Origin of the sequence: Paenibacillus mangrovi, from assembly GCF_022898935.1 — a bacterium.
Taxonomy (GTDB): Bacteria; Bacillota; Bacilli; order Paenibacillales; family Paenibacillaceae; genus Paenibacillus_AQ; species Paenibacillus_AQ mangrovi.
In genome coordinates, this window is sequence record NZ_JALIRP010000017.1 from 23,078 (window position 1) to 42,224 (window position 19,147).

The window sequence follows — 19,147 nt, forward strand, 5'->3', positions numbered from 1 at the left end:
ACTTTTGTCACGTTATCTGATATTATGTAAAAGTTGTTGTTAAACAGCTGACCATTAAAGTTGAATATGCTTACCGTAGACAGTAGGTGCCCTCAAGGCTTAATTTCCTACCGAGGTGTTGTGATAGAATATAGATGATTGCTGCGAATGCGTTTCGGACAATCATCATTCATCAGGCCTTCGTGATTCTACGGAGGCTTTTTACTTGCCTAGAATTAGTAGGGATGGGAAGTACTCAGACTTCTTATCCAAACTATTGCAGAATGTCCCGGCAGGCCGGATCCTCCGGATGCCGAGGACAGTGAATTTTTCAGGAGGTGTAGACATGGCAAACGCAAAAGTGATTCAAGCGAAACAAGAAGCGGTAGATGTTGTAACAGCCAAATTGCGCGATAGTGCAAGTACCGTTGTAGCTGACTACCGTGGATTGAACGTTTCCCAGGTGACTGAACTGCGTAAGCAGCTTCGTGAAGCTGGCGTTGAATTCCAAGTGTTGAAAAACACATTGCTGCGCCGCGCTACCGCTGCTGCTGAGCTGTCTGAATTGGACGAAGTATTGACTGGTCCTACAGCGATTGCTTTCAGTGCGGATGACGCCGTAGCTCCAGCTAAAATCCTTAACGATTTTGCTAAGAAGAACGATGCATTGAAATTGAAAGGTGGCGTGGTCGAAGGCCGTGTAGTTGGCGTTGACCAAGTCAAAGCGCTGGCAGAACTGCCATCCCGCGAAGGTCTCCTTTCCATGCTCCTCAGCGTGCTTCAAGCTCCTATGCGCAACTTCGCGCTTGCAGTTAAAGCCGTTGCAGAGAAAGAAGAACAAGGCGCGTAAGTACCTGATTCTTCATGCAGTATGAAGTACAACCACAAAAAACTTTTATTATAAAATGGAGGTTCAACCATGAGTAAAGAGCAAATCTTGGAAGCAATCAAAGGTATGTCTGTTTTGGAACTGAACGATCTTGTTAAAGCAATTGAAGAGGAATTCGGCGTAACTGCTGCAGCTCCAGTAGCTATGGTAGGCGGCGGCGCTGGCGCAGCTGAAGCTGAAGAGCAATCCGAATTCGACGTTGTATTGACTAGCGCTGGTGCTTCCAAAATCAACGTTATCAAAGCAGTTCGCGAAATCACTGGCCTTGGCTTGAAAGAAGCTAAAGACCTCGTTGACAACGCACCAAAACCACTGAAAGAAAAAGTGGGTAAAGAAGAAGCTGAATCCATCAAAGCTAAATTGGAAGAAGCAGGCGCTGCTGTAGAAGTGAAGTAATTCCTTCTTAAGCGGTGTTAAACATAACAAACCCCTTGAATTCTCAAGGGGTTTGTTTTTGTAAAAACAGGATTTCCTCAAGTCTGAACTTCATTAGATCGGGGAATTCTGTGAATACAAGACGAGAATACGGAGGGACGGGCATGTCACAGCATTATTACTCAAATCAGCCGGAGGCCAGCCATGATCGGCGTCAACTGGAAGAACATTTGCGCGGACTAACCTTCCGTTTTATCAGCGATGCCGGTGTATTTTCCAAAAAGGGCGTTGACTACGGCAGTAAGGTGCTTATAGAGGCGTTGGATATTCCGATGGATGCGGAAGTTCTGGATGTTGGCTGCGGTTATGGCCCGATTGGTTTTTCTGCGGCAAAGCTGGCAGGTAACGGTCATGTGACCATGCTTGATGTGAACTCCCGTGCGGTTGAATTGGCCAAGGAAAATGCGAAGCTTAACGGCATTCAAAACGTGACCATTTTGGAAAGTGACTTGCTTGCGGCCGTAGAGGGGAAAAGCTTTGATGTCGTGCTTACGAATCCGCCGATCCGTGCCGGGAAAGAAACCGTGCATGCGATTTTTGAACAAGCCCATGCGCATTTGCGGGATGGGGGAGCGTTGTGGATTGTCATCCAGAAGAAGCAGGGAGCTCCTTCAGCTAAGGCGAAGCTTGAAAGTTTGTTTGGACGGGTAGAGGAAGTAACGAAGGATAAAGGCTACCGAATTTTTAAGGCTATAAAAACTTCTAAATAATGTGCAATAGGACTATTGACTTGAAATTACTGATGTGATATTATTATATAATGTCAGTATTAGGATAGGCTTCTTGTCTTTAGTTGACTGAAATGTCAATAGCTTTATGCGGAGAGATGCATAAACGAAGGCATGTTCACGTATAATATGTACATTTTGGGCAAATCTACAGGATATGAAGTCACTTCCGTGTTTAGCTAGGAAGACCATGGATAAGTTGCTCTTTGTTCGAAAGCATTCGGGTGAGGGCTTTTCTTTATTTGTGGATGAATCCTCTGCATGAATCCATTATAAGGTTCCAAACAGAGGTTCGCAATCAATTTTTGAAGTGAGTAGACATGAGGGGTGAGTTAAAGTTGGCAGGACATCTTGTTCAGTATGGTCGACGCACTCGGCGAAGTTATGCGCGAATTAATGAAGTACTAGAGGTTCCGAACCTGATCGAAATCCAACAGAAATCATACGAATGGTTTTTGGAGGAAGGATTGCGCGAAATGTTCCAGGATATCTCGCCAATTCAGGATTTTACGGGAAATTTGGTGCTGGAGTTCATTGACTACAGCCTTGGTGAACCTAAATACACCGTCGATGACGCAAAGGAACGCGACGTGACGTATGCAGCACCTCTACGGGTGAAGGTACGGCTCATCAACAAAGAGACCGGAGAAGTCAAAGAACAGGAAGTATTCATGGGGGATTTCCCTCTGATGACGGAGACCGGTACATTTATTATCAATGGCGCAGAACGGGTCATTGTCAGCCAGTTGGTACGCTCTCCTAGCGTCTACTTCAGTACGAAAGTCGATAAGAACGGCAAAAAGACATACGGCGCGACAGTTATTCCTAACCGCGGCGCATGGCTTGAACTGGAGACGGATGCGAAGGATATTATGTATGTCCGGATTGACCGTACCCGTAAAATTCCGGTTACCGTTTTGCTTCGGGCGCTTGGTTTCGGCAGCGACGCCGAGATTTTGGACCTGCTTGGCAACGACGAATATATCCGCAATACGCTGGACAAAGACAATACCGATTCTACGGAAAAAGCGCTCATTGAAATTTACGAACGCCTCCGTCCAGGCGAACCGCCTACGCTGGATAACGCAAAAAGTCTCCTCGTAGCGCGTTTCTTTGATCCGAAACGATATGATCTGGCCAACGTCGGCCGTTATAAAATCAATAAAAAGCTCCATATCAAGAACCGTCTCTTCAACCAACGCCTTGCTGAAACGCTGATCGACACCCAGACGGGCGAGATCATTGCGGAAGCAGGACAGATGGTTGACCGCCGTTTGCTCGATGAGATTCTACCTCATCTGGACAATATGGCTGGACACAAAACCTACCATGTAGCCAACGGCGTGCTGGATGCGGACGACATTCCGCTGCAAAGCATTGATGTGTTCTCTCCGATTGAGGACGGAAAAGTAATTAAAGTCATCGCGAATGCCAACATCGATAAAACGGTGAAGCATATTACGCCTGCTGATATTATTTCCTCGATCAGTTACTTTATTAATCTGCTGCACGGCATCGGCAACACGGATGACATTGACCACCTTGGTAACCGTCGTCTGCGTTCTGTTGGTGAACTGCTTCAGAATCAGTTCCGTATCGGTCTGTCCCGTATGGAACGTGTGGTTCGTGAAAGAATGTCGATCCAGGATGCGAATGTCATCACGCCACAGGCGCTGATTAACATACGTCCTGTGATTGCATCCATTAAAGAGTTCTTCGGAAGCTCCCAGCTGTCACAGTTTATGGACCAAACGAACCCGCTTGCTGAGCTGACGCACAAACGCCGTCTGTCTGCACTCGGACCCGGCGGTTTGACGCGTGAACGCGCGGGCTTTGAAGTCCGTGACGTCCATCACAGTCACTACGGCCGTATGTGTCCAATCGAAACGCCGGAAGGTCCGAACATCGGTTTGATCAACTCCCTGTCTACATTCGCCCGTATTAATGAGTACGGCTTTATCGAAGCTCCGTACCGTTGGGTTGATCCGAAGACAGGCGTCGTAACCGATCATATCGACTATCTGACGGCTGACGAAGAAGACAACTATGTAGTCGCTCAGGCAAACGCGGTACTTAATGAAGACGGAACGTTTGCGGAAGAAATGGTTATCGTCCGCTACAACAAACAGTCCGACAACATCTTGCCGATGCCAAACGAACGTGTTGACTACATGGACGTATCCCCTAAACAAGTGGTATCCGTCGCAACGGCGCTCATTCCGTTCCTCGAGAACGATGACTCTAACCGTGCGCTGATGGGATCGAACATGCAGCGTCAAGCTGTGCCACTGTTGATTCCTAAAGCTCCGCTTGTCGGAACAGGTATGGAACACAAATCGGCGAAGGATTCGGGCGTATGTATCGTTTCTAAGCATGATGGCATTGTGGAACGTTCGAGTGCGGACGAGATCTGGGTACGCCGGATCGAAAACGTGGACGGCAAAGAAGTGAAGGGCGATATCGTTAAACATAAATTACACAAATTTATGCGTTCGAACCAAGGAACGTGCATCAACCAACGTCCGCTCGCCAAAAAAGGCGACATCGTGAAGAAAGGCGACATTCTGGCAGACGGACCTTCCACAGAGATGGGTGAATTGGCCCTGGGCCGCAACGTTGTCGTTGCGTTCATGACCTGGGAAGGTTACAACTACGAGGATGCCATTCTGCTGAGCGAGAAGATGGTTAAAGAGGACGTATATACTTCGATTCACATCGAGGAATATGAATCCGAAGCACGTGATACCAAGCTCGGACCTGAGGAAATCACCCGCGATATTCCAAACGTTGGTGAAGATGCTCTCAAGAACCTCGACGAGCGCGGCATAATCCGCATCGGTGCCGAAATCAGCGCCGGCGACATTCTGGTTGGTAAAGTAACTCCTAAAGGTGTTACGGAACTGACGGCTGAAGAACGTCTCCTGCACGCGATCTTCGGTGAGAAAGCCCGCGAAGTTCGCGACACGTCCCTCCGCGTACCGCATGGTAGTGACGGTATTATCGTTGACGTTAAAGTGTTTACCCGCGAGAACGGCGATGAGCTGCCTCCTGGCGTAAATCAACTGGTTCGTGTGTACATTGCTCAGAAGCGTAAAATCTCTGAGGGTGACAAAATGGCCGGGCGTCACGGTAACAAAGGGGTCGTGGCCCGTATCCTTCCGGAAGAAGATATGCCGTTCCTGCCGGACGGTACGCCTGTACAGGTCGTGCTGAACCCGCTGGGCGTACCTTCGCGGATGAATATCGGGCAGGTGCTCGAAGTCCATCTGGGCTTTGCGGCCATGCAGCTTGGCATTCACGTGGCAACGCCGGTATTCGACGGAGCCAATGAGTATGACGTGTTTGACACGATGGAAGAGGCAGGCATGCAGCGCAATGGTAAGACCGTGCTGTATGACGGACGTACTGGCGAAAGATTTGAACGCGAAGTTACGGTTGGCGTCATGCACATGATCAAACTGGCGCACATGGTTGACGATAAAATCCATGCCCGTTCGACAGGTCCTTACTCTCTCGTTACGCAGCAGCCTCTGGGTGGTAAAGCTCAGTTCGGCGGTCAGCGCTTCGGTGAGATGGAAGTGTGGGCGCTGGAAGCCTACGGCGCCGCATATACGCTGCAGGAAATCCTCACCGTCAAATCCGACGACGTTGTCGGCCGGGTGAAGACGTACGAATCCATCGTCAAGGGCGAGAACGTTCCGGAGCCAGGTGTTCCTGAATCGTTCAAGGTCTTGATCAAAGAGCTTCAGTCTCTGGGTATGGATGTGAAGATCTTGAGCGGCGACGAGCAGGAAATCGAGATGAAAGAGCTCGATGATGAAGATGAGACTGCAGGCGATAAGCTGAGCCTCAATCTAGAAGGCGCGGAAGTCGGAGTGGAATAAGTTCGTGAGTGGCGGCGGACGGGGCTAACCCGTCTGCCTCATTCTCGGATTAAAACAATAGGACTAGGAGGGTTGCTCCTTGTTGGACGTAAACAATTTCGAATTCATGAAAATCGGGCTTGCATCCCCGGAAAAAATTCGTTCATGGTCCCGCGGAGAAGTAAAAAAACCGGAAACCATCAATTACCGTACGCTGAAACCGGAGAAAGAAGGCCTGTTCTGCGAACGTATTTTTGGACCGCAAAAAGACTGGGAATGCCATTGTGGTAAATATAAGCGTGTCCGTTACAAAGGCGTTGTCTGCGACCGCTGCGGCGTCGAAGTAACCCGTGCGAAAGTTCGTCGCGAACGGATGGGCCATATTGAGCTGGCAGCTCCCGTATCCCATATCTGGTACTTTAAAGGCATTCCGAGCCGTATGGGTCTCGCTTTGGATATGTCTCCAAGATCTCTGGAAGAGATCATTTACTTTGCATCTTATGTTGTAACGGATCCAGGAGATACGCCTCTGGAGAAGAAACAGCTTTTGTCTGAAAAAGAATACCGCAGCTACCGTGAGAAATACGGCTACGGATTCCAAGCAGGCATGGGTGCTGAAGCCATCAAGAAACTTCTTCAGGACCTCGATGTGGAGAAAGAACTCGATTTCCTGAAAGAGGAGCTTCGTACCGCTCAAGGCCAGCGTCGTAACCGTGCGATCAAACGCCTTGAAGTGATCGAAGCATTCCGTAATTCCGGCAACAAGCCTGAATGGATGATCATGGATGTTCTTCCGGTTATTCCTCCGGAACTTCGTCCGATGGTACAACTGGACGGCGGACGTTTCGCAACGTCTGACCTGAATGACCTGTACCGCCGTGTAATCAACCGTAACAATCGTCTCAAGCGCCTGCTTGACCTCGGTGCTCCGGACATCATCGTACAGAACGAAAAACGGATGCTGCAGGAAGCTGTCGACGCGCTGATCGATAACGGCCGCCGCGGACGTCCTGTAACAGGTCCTGGTAACCGTCCGCTCAAATCCCTCAGCCATATGCTGAAAGGTAAACAAGGACGTTTCCGTCAAAACCTGCTCGGTAAACGTGTTGACTACTCCGGCCGTTCTGTTATCGTCGTTGGACCGTACCTGAAAATGTATCAATGCGGTCTGCCGAAGAAAATGGCGCTGGAACTGTTTAAACCGTTTGTTATGAAAGAACTGGTCAATAAAGGCCTTGCTCATAATATTAAGAGCGCTAAACGGAAAGTTGAACGTGTAAGTCCGGATGTATGGGATGTACTCGAAGAAGTCATTAAAGAACACCCAGTACTGCTGAACCGCGCACCGACGCTTCACCGTTTGGGTATTCAAGCGTTCGAACCGATCCTGGTTGAAGGCCACGCGATCCGTCTTCACCCGCTCGTATGTACGGCGTACAATGCCGACTTCGACGGTGACCAAATGGCGGTTCACGTTCCACTGTCTGCTGAAGCTCAGGCCGAGGCCCGCATTCTGATGCTGGCATCTGGTAACATCCTGAACCCTAAAGACGGTAAACCAGTCGTTACCCCTTCCCAGGATATGGTCCTTGGTTCTTTCTATCTGACGATGGATAACAAGGAAGAGAAGGGAAGCGGCATGATCCTGCGCTCCGTGAATGAAGCCGTATCGGCTTACCAACGCGGTACAGCAGGATTGCACGCCCGTGTTGCGATTCCGGTTAAAGCACTGGGTAAAACCAGCTTTACCGAGAAGCAGCAAGACGCAATGCTCTTGACGACTGTTGGACGCATCATTTTCAACGAAATTTTCCCAAGCAGCTTCCCGTACATTAACGAAGCAACCCGCGACAATCTGTTCAACGGAACGCCTGAGAAATATTTCGTTTATGAAAAAGGCGCGGATATCCGTGAGCGCATGTTCGCATTGCCTATCAGCAGCGCTGTAGGTAAAGAATACCTCGGACAAATCATTGCTCGCTGCTTCGAGATTTACCATACAACGGAAACCTCCGTTATTTTGGATAAAATCAAACAGCTCGGATTCACATATTCGACCCGTGCCGGCGTAACGGTTGCGGTAGCGGACGTTATCGTGCCTGATGAAAAACAAGCGATCCTGAAGGAATCCGACGACAAGGTAGCGGTTGTAACGAACCAATACCGTCGTGGTCTGATTACCAACGAAGAACGCTATGACCGTGTCATCGACATTTGGTCCAAAGCCAAAGACGATATTACGGAAGTCCTCATGAAATCGATGGACCGTTTCAACTCCATCATGCTCATGGTTGACTCCAAAGCACGGGGTAACAAATCGCAGATCACCCAGCTGGGCGGTATGCGGGGTCTGATGGCCAACCCATCCGGTCGGATCATCGAACTCCCAATCAAATCAAACTTCCGTGAAGGTCTGACCGTCCTCGAGTACTTCTTGTCCACGCACGGCGCGCGGAAAGGTCTGGCGGATACGGCGCTTCGTACCGCTGACTCGGGTTACTTGACCCGTCGTCTGGTTGACGTTGCGCAGGACGTGATTGTACGCGAGGAAGACTGTGGAACGGATAAAGGCTTCACCGTCAGCCGTATTCAAGACGGTAAAGAGGTTATCGAGGATCTTTACGATCGTATCGAAGGCCGTTACTGCTTCGAGACCGTTCGCCATCCGGAAACCAAAGAAATTCTGGTTCACCGCAACGAACTGATCGATTCGGACAAAGCGAACCTGATCGTAGATTCCGGCGTTACCAAGCTGCAAATCCGCTCTGTGCTCAGCTGCCGTGCGCGTCATGGCGTATGTAAGAAGTGTTACGGACGGAACCTGGCTACGGGTAAATTCGTCGAAATCGGTGAAGCAGTCGGCATCATCGCTGCCCAATCCATCGGCGAACCGGGAACCCAGCTCACCATGCGTACGTTCCATACAGGCGGCGTAGCAGGTGACGATATCACCCAGGGTCTTCCGCGTATCCAGGAGCTCTTTGAAGCCCGGAATCCGAAAGGTCAAGCAACCATCAGTGAAATTGATGGCGTGGTTAAAGAGATCCGTGAAGGTAAAGACCGCCGCGAGATCGAAGTTCAAGGGGAAGCGGAAACGAAAACCTACTCCGTTACCTACGGTTCCCGTCTGCGCGTAAGCGAAGGACAGGAAATCGAAGCTGGCGACGAGTTGACCGAAGGTTCGATCGACCCTAAAGAAATGCTGCGCATCAAAGGGATCCGCGGCGTGCAGAACTACATCCTTCAGGAAGTTCAGCGCGTATACCGGAATCAGGGCGTAGAAATCAACGACAAGCACGTCGAAGTTATGATCAAGCAGATGCTGCGTAAGATCCGGATCGTAGATGCCGGGGATACAACGCTCCTGCCTGGCGCTTTCAGCGATATGCATGAATACGAAGCAGCGAACAAAGAAGCGATTCTGAGCGGCAAGGAACCGGCTGTTGCCAAACCTGTACTGCTCGGTATCACCAAAGCTTCCCTGGAAACTGATTCGTTCCTGTCTGCCGCATCCTTCCAGGAAACAACGCGCGTGTTGACAGACGCTGCCATCAAAGGCAAAGTCGACCAGCTGCTCGGCCTGAAAGAAAATGTCATCATCGGTAAATTGATCCCTGCAGGTACAGGTATGAACCGTTACCGCAGCGTCAAATTCGATGATCCGAATGCGGAAAATGACAGCTCTAAAGAGCTCGAAACTGCTTCTGTAGAATAAGTCGAGAATATGGAGAGCGAGTTGCGAGGGTGGCCGGGCAGCCGTGCTGCCTTCGCGAAAGCTTTTCAATGATTTTCTGTTGAAGTTCTTGACATCGCTCAGCGCAGGTGCTAATATATCAAAGGTGCGTGAGCGGCAACATCCCTGTGCTTTTGGAGGAGTCGTAAAAGATGTCTAATGATAAAGGATTACAGGATGCTCATGTAAAGATCGGGGCCAAACAAACCATGAAGCTCGTGGAGTTAGGCCAAGCCGCAGAAGTTTATGTGGCTGAAGATGCGGAAAACCGGCTCATTTCCAAGATCGAAGGCCTGTGCAACAAGCACGGCGTGAAGATCACCTATGTGGACACCATGCAGCATTTGGGGAAAGCATGCGGTATTGAAGTGGGTGCAGCAATGGCTGCCATCATTAAACCATAGTGATATGGAATGGACAATATGTTCAATCTGTAAGGAACGTTTTTGTTGGAGAAGGCTTAAATTCTCTCGGCAAAAACTTTTCATTTGTTCTTTTATGAACCACCTGGGTCTGTGGACTTAAAAAATGGTTTGTAAGGAGAATAATCATATTGGAAGGGGGTGGCTAGAATGCCAACAATTAACCAACTAGTTCGCAAAGGACGTCAAGCAAAAATCTACAAATCGAAGTCCCCTGCTCTGCAGAAAGGATATAACGCTTTGAAGCGTGAAGATACGGATTTGAGCGCTCCTCAAAAACGTGGGGTTTGCACCCGTGTAGGTACAATGACTCCGAAGAAACCGAACTCCGCACTTCGTAAATATGCCCGTGTTCGCTTGACGAACCGCATTGAGGTGACTGCTTACATTCCGGGGATCGGACACAACCTGCAAGAGCACAGTGTGGTATTGGTTCGCGGTGGACGGGTAAAAGACCTTCCGGGTGTACGTTACCACATCGTTCGCGGCGCACTTGATACAGCTGGTGTGAACAACCGTATGCAGGCTCGTTCCAAATACGGCGCTAAGCGTCCTAAAGCTAAAAAATCCTAATGGATTCCATAAGAATTAAACATGATGAGAAAGGGGGATATCCATGCCACGCAAAGGTCCAGTTACCAAAAGAGACGTGCTGCCAGATCCGGTGTATAACAGCAAGCTGGTTACTCGTCTGATCAACCGCATTATGCTGGATGGTAAAAGAGGTGTTGCTCAAAGCATTCTTTACAATTCGTTCAAGTTGATTCAAGAACGTACTGGTAAAGATCCTATGGAAGTGTTTGAAGCAGCTATCAAAAATATCATGCCAGTTCTGGAAGTTAAAGCTCGCCGTGTCGGCGGTGCCAACTACCAGGTACCAATCGAAGTAAAACCAGAGAGACGTACTGCTCTCGGTCTTCGTTGGCTCGTAAACTACTCCCGCAACCGCGGTGAGAAAACCATGGAAGAGCGTTTGGCAGCAGAGATCATCGATGCTTCCAACAACACAGGCGCTTCCGTTAAGAAACGCGAAGACACACACAAAATGGCTGAAGCGAACAAAGCGTTTGCACACTACCGCTGGTAGGATTCAGTTCAACATATTACACTTCAATTTTGAAGGGAGACTATTTTCATGGCAAGAGAGTTCTCCTTGAAAAATACACGCAATATCGGGATCATGGCGCATATTGACGCTGGTAAAACGACCACCACAGAGCGGATCTTGTTCTACACAGGCCGTACGCACAAAATCGGTGAAGTTCACGAAGGTGCGGCAACAATGGACTGGATGGAACAAGAACAGGAGCGCGGGATCACGATTACTTCCGCTGCGACGACCGCTTCTTGGAAAGGTCACCGCGTAAATATCATTGACACCCCGGGGCACGTTGACTTCACTGTTGAAGTTGAACGTTCCCTTCGTGTATTGGATGGGGCAGTAGGTGTTTTTAGTGCGAAAGAGGGCGTTGAGCCTCAGTCTGAAACTGTATGGAGACAGGCTGACCGTTACGGCGTACCACGTATCGCATACGTGAACAAAATGGACATCATCGGTGCCGACTATCTGAACGTAGTTGCGGATATGCACGACCGTCTGCAAGCGAACGCAGTTGCAATTCAGCTGCCAATCGGTGCGGAAAACGACTTCAGAGGTATTATCGATATCATTGAGCAAAAGGCGCATATGTTCAAGGATGACCTGGGTCAAGATATCGAAGTAATCGAAGTTCCAGCAGAGTTCAAAGACAAAGTCGAAGAACTTCGCGCAGAACTGATCGAGAAAGTTGCAGAACTCGACGAGGACTTGACAATGAAGTATCTGGAAGGTGAAGAAATCACTATTCCTGAACTGAAAGCTGCACTCCGTAAAGGTGTTGTAGAAGTTAAAATCTTCCCGGTTATCTGCGGCTCTTCTTACCGCAACAAAGGGGTTCAGCTGATGCTGGATGCCGTTATCGATTACCTGCCAGCTCCTGTTGACGTTCCATCCATTCAGGGTCACCTGGAAGACGGAACTGAAGTTGAACGTCATTCTTCCGACGAAGAACCGTTCGCAGCTTTGGCATTTAAAATCATGACTGACCCTTACGTTGGTAAATTGACGTTCTTCCGCGTATACTCCGGTATTCTTCAATCCGGTTCTTACGTATTGAACGCAACCAAAGGCAAACGTGAACGTATCGGCCGTATTCTTCAAATGCATGCGAACAGCCGCCAAGAAATCAGCGAAGTTTACTCCGGTGATATTGCAGCTGCCGTAGGTCTGAAAGATACAGGTACAGGGGACACGCTTTGCGACGAAAAATCTCCGGTAATCCTGGAATCCATGAACTTCCCGGATCCGGTTATCGAGATTGCCGTAGAACCAAAAACCAAAGCCGATCAAGACAAAATGGGCGTTGCTTTGGGCAAATTGACAGAAGAAGATCCTACGCTGCGTGCTCATACAGATGAAGAGACTGGCCAAACCATCTTGGCTGGTATGGGTGAACTTCACCTCGACATCATCATTGACCGTATGCGTCGTGAATTCAAGGTAGAAACCAACGTGGGTAAACCACAGGTTGCTTACCGCGAAACCTTCCGTCAACCAGCTCGCGTCGAAGGTAAATTCGTACGTCAGTCCGGTGGTCGTGGTCAATACGGTCACGTATGGGTTGAGTTCGAACCTCTCGAAGCAGGTACTGGCAGCACATTCGACAGCAAAATCGTCGGTGGTTCCGTACCAAGAGAATACATTCAGCCTGCACTGAATGGTATCGAGGAAGCCATGAAAAATGGTGTCCTCGCCGGCTTCCCGCTTGTAGACGTTAAAGCTACAATCGTAGACGGTTCGTACCATGATGTCGACTCCAATGAAATGGCGTTTAAGATTGCCGGTTCCATGGCGCTTAAAGCAGCTAAAGACAAGTGTAAGCCTGTCCTGCTCGAGCCAATCATGAAAGTCGAAGTTACTGTCCCTGAAGAGTACATGGGTGACGTAATGGGTATGCTGAACTCCCGCCGTGGACGGATCGAAGGTATGGATTCCCGTTCCGGTGCTCAAATCATCCGTGCGAAGGTGCCTCTGTCCGAAATGTTTGGATACTCGACAACTCTTCGTTCCGGTACCCAAGGACGCGGCGTGTTCTCCATGGAACTGTCTCACTACGAAGAAGTTCCTAAGAACATCTCTGAAGAGATCGTTTCCAAGTCCAAAGGTTCTGCTGAATAAGCTAACCAACGTTTTTAAAACTGACCGGTACATCCAACATCCAAGACAACCTGCATAAGTACCGGTCGGCATAAACATACAAAACATTATTCCATTTAAGGAGGAATTGTTCAAAATGGCAAAGGCTAAATTTGAACGTAACAAACCGCACGTTAATATCGGTACTATCGGTCACGTTGACCATGGTAAAACTACTCTGACAGCTGCTATCACAACTGTATTGTCCACAACTTACGGTGGTGCTGCTGTAGCATTTGACCAAATCGACAAAGCTCCAGAAGAGCGCGAGCGCGGTATCACAATCTCTACTGCACACGTAGAGTACGAAACACCTGCTCGTCACTATGCACACGTTGACTGCCCAGGACACGCCGACTATGTTAAAAACATGATCACTGGTGCTGCTCAAATGGACGGAGCAATCCTGGTTGTATCCGCAGCTGACGGCCCTATGCCGCAAACTCGCGAACACATCCTGTTGTCCCGCCAAGTAGGCGTTCCTTACATCGTTGTATTCTTGAACAAATGCGACATGGTTGAAGACGCTGAACTTCTTGAATTGGTTGAAATGGAAGTACGCGACCTGTTGAGCGAATATGACTTCCCAGGCGACGACACTCCAATCATCCAAGGTTCTGCTCGTGAAGCTCTGCAAAACCCAACTGGCGAGTGGGCACAAAAAATCGTTGAAATGTTCAAGATCATCGACGAGTACATCCCAACTCCAGAACGCGACACTGACAAGCCTTTCCTTATGCCTGTCGAGGACGTATTCTCCATCACTGGCCGCGGTACCGTTGCTACAGGTCGTGTAGAACGTGGTACTGTTAAAGTGGGCGACGAAATCGAAATCATCGGTATCGCTGAAGAGTCCAAAAAATCCGTCGTTACTGGCGTAGAAATGTTCCGCAAATTGCTTGATTCCGCTCAAGCTGGTGACAACATCGGAGCCCTGCTTCGTGGTGTAGACCGTGCTCAAATCGAACGTGGTCAAGTACTGGCTAAGCCAGGTTCAGTTAAGCCTCACACTGAATTTACTGCACAAATCTACGTTCTGACTAAAGAAGAAGGTGGCCGTCATAAGCCTTTCTTCACTGGATACCGTCCACAGTTCTACTTCCGTACAACTGACGTAACTGGTATCATCAACCTGCCAGAAGGTTCCGAAATGGTTATGCCTGGCGACAACATTACTGTAACAGTTAATCTGATTGCTCCAATCGCGATCGAAGAAGGAACTAAGTTCTCTATTCGTGAAGGTGGACGTACAGTTGGCGCTGGTGCGGTAGCAACTATCATTAAATAATAAAGGCTTATGCCTTTCGATATGCAACATTGTGTTGGAACGAGTAACGATGTGATGTAAACGCAGGACACAGAGGGCGCTTCTTTCGGGAAGTGCCTTCTGCTTTTTAGATATCGAGTTACATTTGTTTATTATATAGAAGGAAGCAGTCGATATGGCAAAACAGCACCTGATAGGTGAAGTGTTCGGCTGCCAAAATGGCTTAGATATATCTGGATTCACATCCATTTGAAAAGAATGAAGTTCATTTGATTAAAAAGCTTGCAATGTGCCCGTTCTTTCTATATAATAATGAATGTTGTTCTGAGACGTTGCGATGATGTGAGAGGTTACTGACACACCCGGCCCCTTTGCCATGGAGCAGTGTGTTAGAAAATTTTCACGGAGTATGTCCGATACCAAATTGGGCGATAGAAGGAGGGACTAAAATGGCAAAGCAAAAAATTCGTATTCGTTTGAAAGCTTACGATCACAGAATTCTTGATCAATCCGCTGAGAAAATTGTTGAAACTGCGAAACGTTCTGGTGCAGGTGTATCCGGACCGATTCCGCTTCCAACTGAAAAACAAATCATTACTATTCTCCGTGCGGTACACAAGTATAAGGATTCTCGGGAACAATTCGAAATGCGCACTCATAAGCGTTTGATCGACATTGTGAACCCAACTCCACAAACTGTGGATGCTCTTATGCGCTTGGACCTGCCGTCCGGTGTAGATATCGAAATTAAATTGTAATTTTTGAATTGAGAAGAGAAAAGAGGTGTCAACATGAAAGGTATCTTAGGAAAAAAACTCGGAATGACTCAAGTATTTACTCCAGAAGGTAATGTAATTCCTGTAACGGTTATCGAAGCAGGTCCTTGTGTTGTTCTGCAAAAGAAAGATGTCGAGAACGACGGATACGAAGCGATCCAGATCGGTTTCTCTGATAAGAAAGAAAGTAGATCCAACAAACCTGAAGCAGGTCATGCCAAGAAGGCTAATACTGCACCTAAGCGCTACGTTCGCGAAGTTCGCGGTGTTGACCTCGGAGCTTACGAGGTTGGCCAAGAGCTGAAAGCTGACATTTTTGCAGAAGGCGAATATGTTGACGTAACTGGTACTTCTAAAGGTAAAGGTTTCCAAGGTAACATCAAACGTTGGGGACAAAGCCGCGGACCAATGGCTCACGGTTCCCGTTACCATCGCGGACCAGGTTCCATGGGCTCCATTCAAGCAAACCGCGTCCCTAAAGGCAAACGCCTTCCAGGACATATGGGTCATGTGACCGTTACGGTTCAAAAGCTTGAGATTGTTAAAGTTGACACAGAACGCAACGTACTGCTGGTCAAAGGCGCAATCCCAGGCCCTAAAAACAGTTTCGTGAAAATCAATGAAACGGTGAAGAAATAATCACCTAAGGAAAGGAGGAACAAGAAATGCCAAAAGTATCCGTGTTTAATGTCAGCGGAAGCCAAGTTGAAGAATTGGAACTGAACGATGCGGTATTCGGTATTGAACCTAACGTTCATGTTATGAACCAAGCTGTATTGCTGCAAAGAGCATCTTTGCGTCGCGGTACACACAAAGTGAAAGGTCGTTCTGAAGTACGCGGCGGCGGACGTAAGCCTTGGAAACAAAAAGGCACAGGCCGTGCTCGTCAAGGTTCGATCCGTTCACCACAATGGAAAGGCGGCGGTACTGTATTTGGTCCAACACCACGCAGCTACTCGTTCAAACTTCCTAAGAAAGTTCGTCGTCTGGCGATCAAATCCGCATTGTCTTCCAAAGTGATCGACAATAACGTTATCGTTTTGGATGCACTTGCGCTGAACACGCCTAAGACAAAAGAATTTGCATCGATCTTGAACAACCTTAAAGTGGAACGTAAAGCTCTGATCGTGGCTCCTAGCTATGATGATAATGTGGCTCTTTCCGCTCGTAATATTCCTGGTGTGAAATTCGTAGCGGCAGACGGCATTAATGTTCTCGACGTACTAATGTACGACAAGCTGATCATTACGAAAGAAGCAGTTCAGAAGGTAGAGGAGGTGCTCGCGTAATGAAAGATCCTCGTGATATTATCAAACGTCCTGTGATTACAGAACGTACTGCTGAATATATGGCTGACCTTAAGTATGCTTTCGAAGTTGACATTCGTGCCAACAAAACCGAAATCAAACAATCCGTTGAGTCTATTTTCAAAGTGAAAGTAACCAACGTTACCACTATGCGCGTTCCAGCTAAGCCGAAACGTTATGGCCGCTACAACGGATACACATCCGAGTGGAAAAAAGCCATCGTAACGCTGAGCAAGGACAGCAAAGCGCTCGAGTTTTTTGAATCTGTAGAGTAAGGAGGAAATCACGTGCCTATTAAAAAGTATAAACCTACTTCCCCGGCAAGACGTAACATGTCCGTGTCTACGTTCGAAGAGATCACGACAAATCAGCCGGAGAAATCGTTGCTTGCACCGCTTAGCAAAAAAGCTGGCCGCAACAACCAAGGTAAAATTACAGTTCGTCACCACGGCGGCGGACATAAACGTAAATACCGTATCATCGACTTCAAACGTACGAAAGACGGCATACCAGGTACCGTTGCTACAATCGAGTATGATCCGAACCGTACTTCTAACATCGCTCTGATCAACTATGCAGACGGAGAGAAGCGCTATATCATCGCTCCTAAAGGTCTGAAAGTTGGAGACAAGATCGAATCCGGACCGAGCGCCGACATCAAAATCGGTAACGCTCTTCCAATGGAAAACATTCCAGTAGGTACTGTTATCCACAACATCGAACTGCAACCTGGCAAAGGCGGACAATTGGTTCGTGCAGCCGGTACCGAAGCTCAGCTTCTGGGTAAAGAAGAAAAATACGTATCCGTACGTTTGTCTTCTGGCGAAGTTCGTAAACTTCTGAAAGTTTGCCGCGCAACCATCGGTTCCGTTGGTAACGAAGATCATGAGCTCATCAAGATCGGTAAAGCAGGTCGTAGCCGCTGGCTTGGACAACGTCCTGAAGTACGCGGTGTTGTTATGAACCCTAACGATCACCCACACGGTGGTGGTGAAGGCCGCGCTCCAATCGGACGTAAATCGCCAATGTCTCCATGGGGCAAACCAACCCTTGGTTACAAAACGCGTAAAAAAGGAAAAGCTTCTGACAAGTATATCGTTCGCCGCCGCACAAAATAATGCACATTGTGCATAACTTTGTGAAGTGCCGAAAGTAACGAGAGATTGGACGAAGGGAGGATTTTATAGATGAGTCGCAGTTTGAAAAAAGGACCTTTCGTTGATGGGTACCTGCTGAAAAAAGTAGAAGTGATGAACGAGTCGAGCAAGAAAGCTGTTATCAAAACTTGGTCCCGCCGCTCTACGATTTTCCCACAATTTATCGGTCACACGTTCGGTGTATACGATGGACGCAAACACGTGCCTGTATACGTAACGGAAGACATGGTAGGTCACAAGTTGGGTGAATTCGCTCCAACACGTACTTACAAAGGTCACACGGACGATGACAAGAAAACAAGAAGATAATTTGAAGCTCTTTGTTTGAGAGGAGGTAAAACAAATGGAAGCAAAAGCACATGCTAGATCGATCCGGATTGCTCCTCGTAAAGTCAAGCTCGTGATTGACTTGATCCGTGGTAAGCAAGTTGGTGAGGCTATCGCCATTCTCCGCCACACTCCGAAATCGGCTTCCCTGGTTGTAGAGAAGCTGCTGAACTCGGCGATTGCCAATGCTGAGCATAACTACTCTATGGACATTAACAGTTTGGTTGTTAGCCAGGTTTTCGTTAACCAAGGACCAACCATGAAGAGATTCCGTCCACGTGCCATGGGTCGTGCAAGCAGAATCAATAAACGCACCAGCCACATTACTTTGGTGGTATCTGAAAAATAAGGAGGGATAACGTGTGGGCCAAAAGGTAAATCCAGTCGGACTCCGGATCGGTATTATTCGCGATTGGGAATCGAAATGGTATGCAGGCAAAGATTTCGGAAATCTTTTGCTGGAAGACGTTAAAATTCGTGAATACCTTAAGAATAAACTGAAAGATTCAGCTGTATCTCGTATTGAAATTGAGAGAGCTGCAAATCGTGTGAATGTAACTATCCACACTGCGAAACCAGGTATGGTTATCGGTAAAGGTGGTTCTGAAGTCGAAGTACTTCGCAGCCAAGTTACTAAAATTGCAGGCGGTAAAAAAGTTCACATCAATATCTCTGAAATCAAACATGCGGATCTGGATGCAATCTTGGTTGCAGAAAGCATCGCTCAACAATTGGAACGTCGTGTATCTTTCCGTCGCGCTCTGAAACAAGCGATTCAAAGAACAATGCGTTCTGGTGCAAAAGGAATCAAAACTCAAGTCGGCGGACGTCTTGGCGGTGCCGAGATCGCTCGTTCGGAAGGATATAGTGAAGGAACAGTTCCTCTTCATACGCTCCGTGCTGATATTGACTACGGTACAGCAGAAGCGCATACTACTTATGGCCGTATCGGCGTAAAAGTATGGATCTATCGTGGTGAGGTACTTCCTCCGGCTAAGAAACAAGCTGCTCAGGAAGGAGGCAACTAAT

At 48.2% G+C, this 19,147-nt stretch carries 18 protein-coding genes and 1 other annotated feature; all 18 genes read left to right on the forward strand.

Features of this window, described 5'->3' with window-relative positions; translation table 11 throughout:
* The first annotated feature begins 55 nt into the window (after positions 1–55).
* Positions 56–213, forward strand: a sequence feature (ribosomal protein L10 leader region).
* A 112-nt stretch (positions 214–325) separates the two neighbouring features.
* Positions 326–829 (forward strand): 50S ribosomal protein L10, encoded by a 504-nt coding sequence (gene rplJ, locus MUG84_RS25215; RefSeq protein ID WP_244730703.1) that lies wholly within the window; start codon positions 326–328, stop codon positions 827–829.
* A 69-nt stretch (positions 830–898) separates the two neighbouring features.
* Positions 899–1,264 carry a 50S ribosomal protein L7/L12 gene (gene rplL / locus MUG84_RS25220; protein ID WP_244730705.1) on the forward strand — a complete coding sequence of 122 codons (366 nt, stop codon included), beginning with the start codon at positions 899–901 and terminating at the stop codon, positions 1,262–1,264.
* A gap of 143 nt (positions 1,265–1,407) precedes the next feature.
* Positions 1,408–2,013 (forward strand): class I SAM-dependent methyltransferase, encoded by a 606-nt coding sequence (locus MUG84_RS25225; protein WP_244730706.1) that lies wholly within the window; start codon positions 1,408–1,410, stop codon positions 2,011–2,013.
* Positions 2,014–2,369: 356 nt separating this feature from the next.
* Positions 2,370–5,915, forward strand: a complete 3,546-nt coding sequence (gene rpoB, locus MUG84_RS25230; protein WP_244730708.1) for a DNA-directed RNA polymerase subunit beta — start codon at positions 2,370–2,372, stop codon at positions 5,913–5,915.
* A 79-nt stretch (positions 5,916–5,994) separates the two neighbouring features.
* A complete protein-coding gene (gene rpoC / locus MUG84_RS25235) occupies positions 5,995–9,609 on the forward strand; it encodes a DNA-directed RNA polymerase subunit beta' (protein ID WP_244730710.1) in 3,615 nt (1,204 codons plus the stop codon).
* Positions 9,610–9,779: 170 nt separating this feature from the next.
* Entirely contained in the window at positions 9,780–10,031 is a 252-nt protein-coding gene (locus MUG84_RS25240; RefSeq protein ID WP_244730712.1) for a ribosomal L7Ae/L30e/S12e/Gadd45 family protein, read from the forward strand.
* A 168-nt stretch (positions 10,032–10,199) separates the two neighbouring features.
* A complete protein-coding gene (gene rpsL, locus MUG84_RS25245) occupies positions 10,200–10,622 on the forward strand; it encodes a 30S ribosomal protein S12 (RefSeq protein WP_127606536.1) in 423 nt (140 codons plus the stop codon).
* Positions 10,623–10,665: 43 nt separating this feature from the next.
* Positions 10,666–11,136 (forward strand): 30S ribosomal protein S7, encoded by a 471-nt coding sequence (gene rpsG / locus MUG84_RS25250; RefSeq protein WP_127606534.1) that lies wholly within the window; start codon positions 10,666–10,668, stop codon positions 11,134–11,136.
* A 48-nt stretch (positions 11,137–11,184) separates the two neighbouring features.
* Entirely contained in the window at positions 11,185–13,266 is a 2,082-nt protein-coding gene (gene fusA / locus MUG84_RS25255; RefSeq protein WP_244730720.1) for an elongation factor G, read from the forward strand.
* Between the two features lie 115 nt (positions 13,267–13,381).
* Positions 13,382–14,572: an elongation factor Tu gene (gene tuf / locus MUG84_RS25260; protein WP_244730722.1), complete on the forward strand. Its 1,191-nt coding sequence runs from the start codon at positions 13,382–13,384 to the stop codon at positions 14,570–14,572.
* 428 nt (positions 14,573–15,000) lie between these two features.
* Positions 15,001–15,309, forward strand: coding sequence for a 30S ribosomal protein S10 (gene rpsJ, locus MUG84_RS25265; protein ID WP_005544556.1), 309 nt, complete (start codon positions 15,001–15,003; stop codon positions 15,307–15,309).
* A gap of 33 nt (positions 15,310–15,342) precedes the next feature.
* Positions 15,343–15,966, forward strand: coding sequence for a 50S ribosomal protein L3 (rplC, locus tag MUG84_RS25270; RefSeq protein WP_244730729.1), 624 nt, complete (start codon positions 15,343–15,345; stop codon positions 15,964–15,966).
* A 26-nt stretch (positions 15,967–15,992) separates the two neighbouring features.
* Positions 15,993–16,616 (forward strand): 50S ribosomal protein L4, encoded by a 624-nt coding sequence (rplD, locus tag MUG84_RS25275; protein ID WP_244730736.1) that lies wholly within the window; start codon positions 15,993–15,995, stop codon positions 16,614–16,616.
* Positions 16,616–16,909: a 50S ribosomal protein L23 gene (gene rplW, locus MUG84_RS25280; protein WP_244730738.1), complete on the forward strand. Its 294-nt coding sequence runs from the start codon at positions 16,616–16,618 to the stop codon at positions 16,907–16,909. The genes rplD and rplW overlap by 1 nt, the downstream gene beginning before the upstream one ends.
* A gap of 12 nt (positions 16,910–16,921) precedes the next feature.
* The gene (gene rplB, locus MUG84_RS25285; RefSeq protein WP_244730740.1) at positions 16,922–17,752 is read left to right on the forward strand and encodes a 50S ribosomal protein L2; all 831 of its coding nucleotides are present in this window, start codon (positions 16,922–16,924) and stop codon (positions 17,750–17,752) included.
* 69 nt (positions 17,753–17,821) lie between these two features.
* Positions 17,822–18,100 carry a 30S ribosomal protein S19 gene (rpsS, locus tag MUG84_RS25290; RefSeq protein ID WP_244730741.1) on the forward strand — a complete coding sequence of 93 codons (279 nt, stop codon included), beginning with the start codon at positions 17,822–17,824 and terminating at the stop codon, positions 18,098–18,100.
* A gap of 34 nt (positions 18,101–18,134) precedes the next feature.
* Positions 18,135–18,467, forward strand: a complete 333-nt coding sequence (rplV, locus tag MUG84_RS25295) for a 50S ribosomal protein L22 (RefSeq protein WP_136609112.1) — start codon at positions 18,135–18,137, stop codon at positions 18,465–18,467.
* A 13-nt stretch (positions 18,468–18,480) separates the two neighbouring features.
* Positions 18,481–19,146 (forward strand): 30S ribosomal protein S3, encoded by a 666-nt coding sequence (gene rpsC / locus MUG84_RS25300; protein ID WP_136609113.1) that lies wholly within the window; start codon positions 18,481–18,483, stop codon positions 19,144–19,146.
* Position 19,147 lies beyond the last annotated feature (1 nt).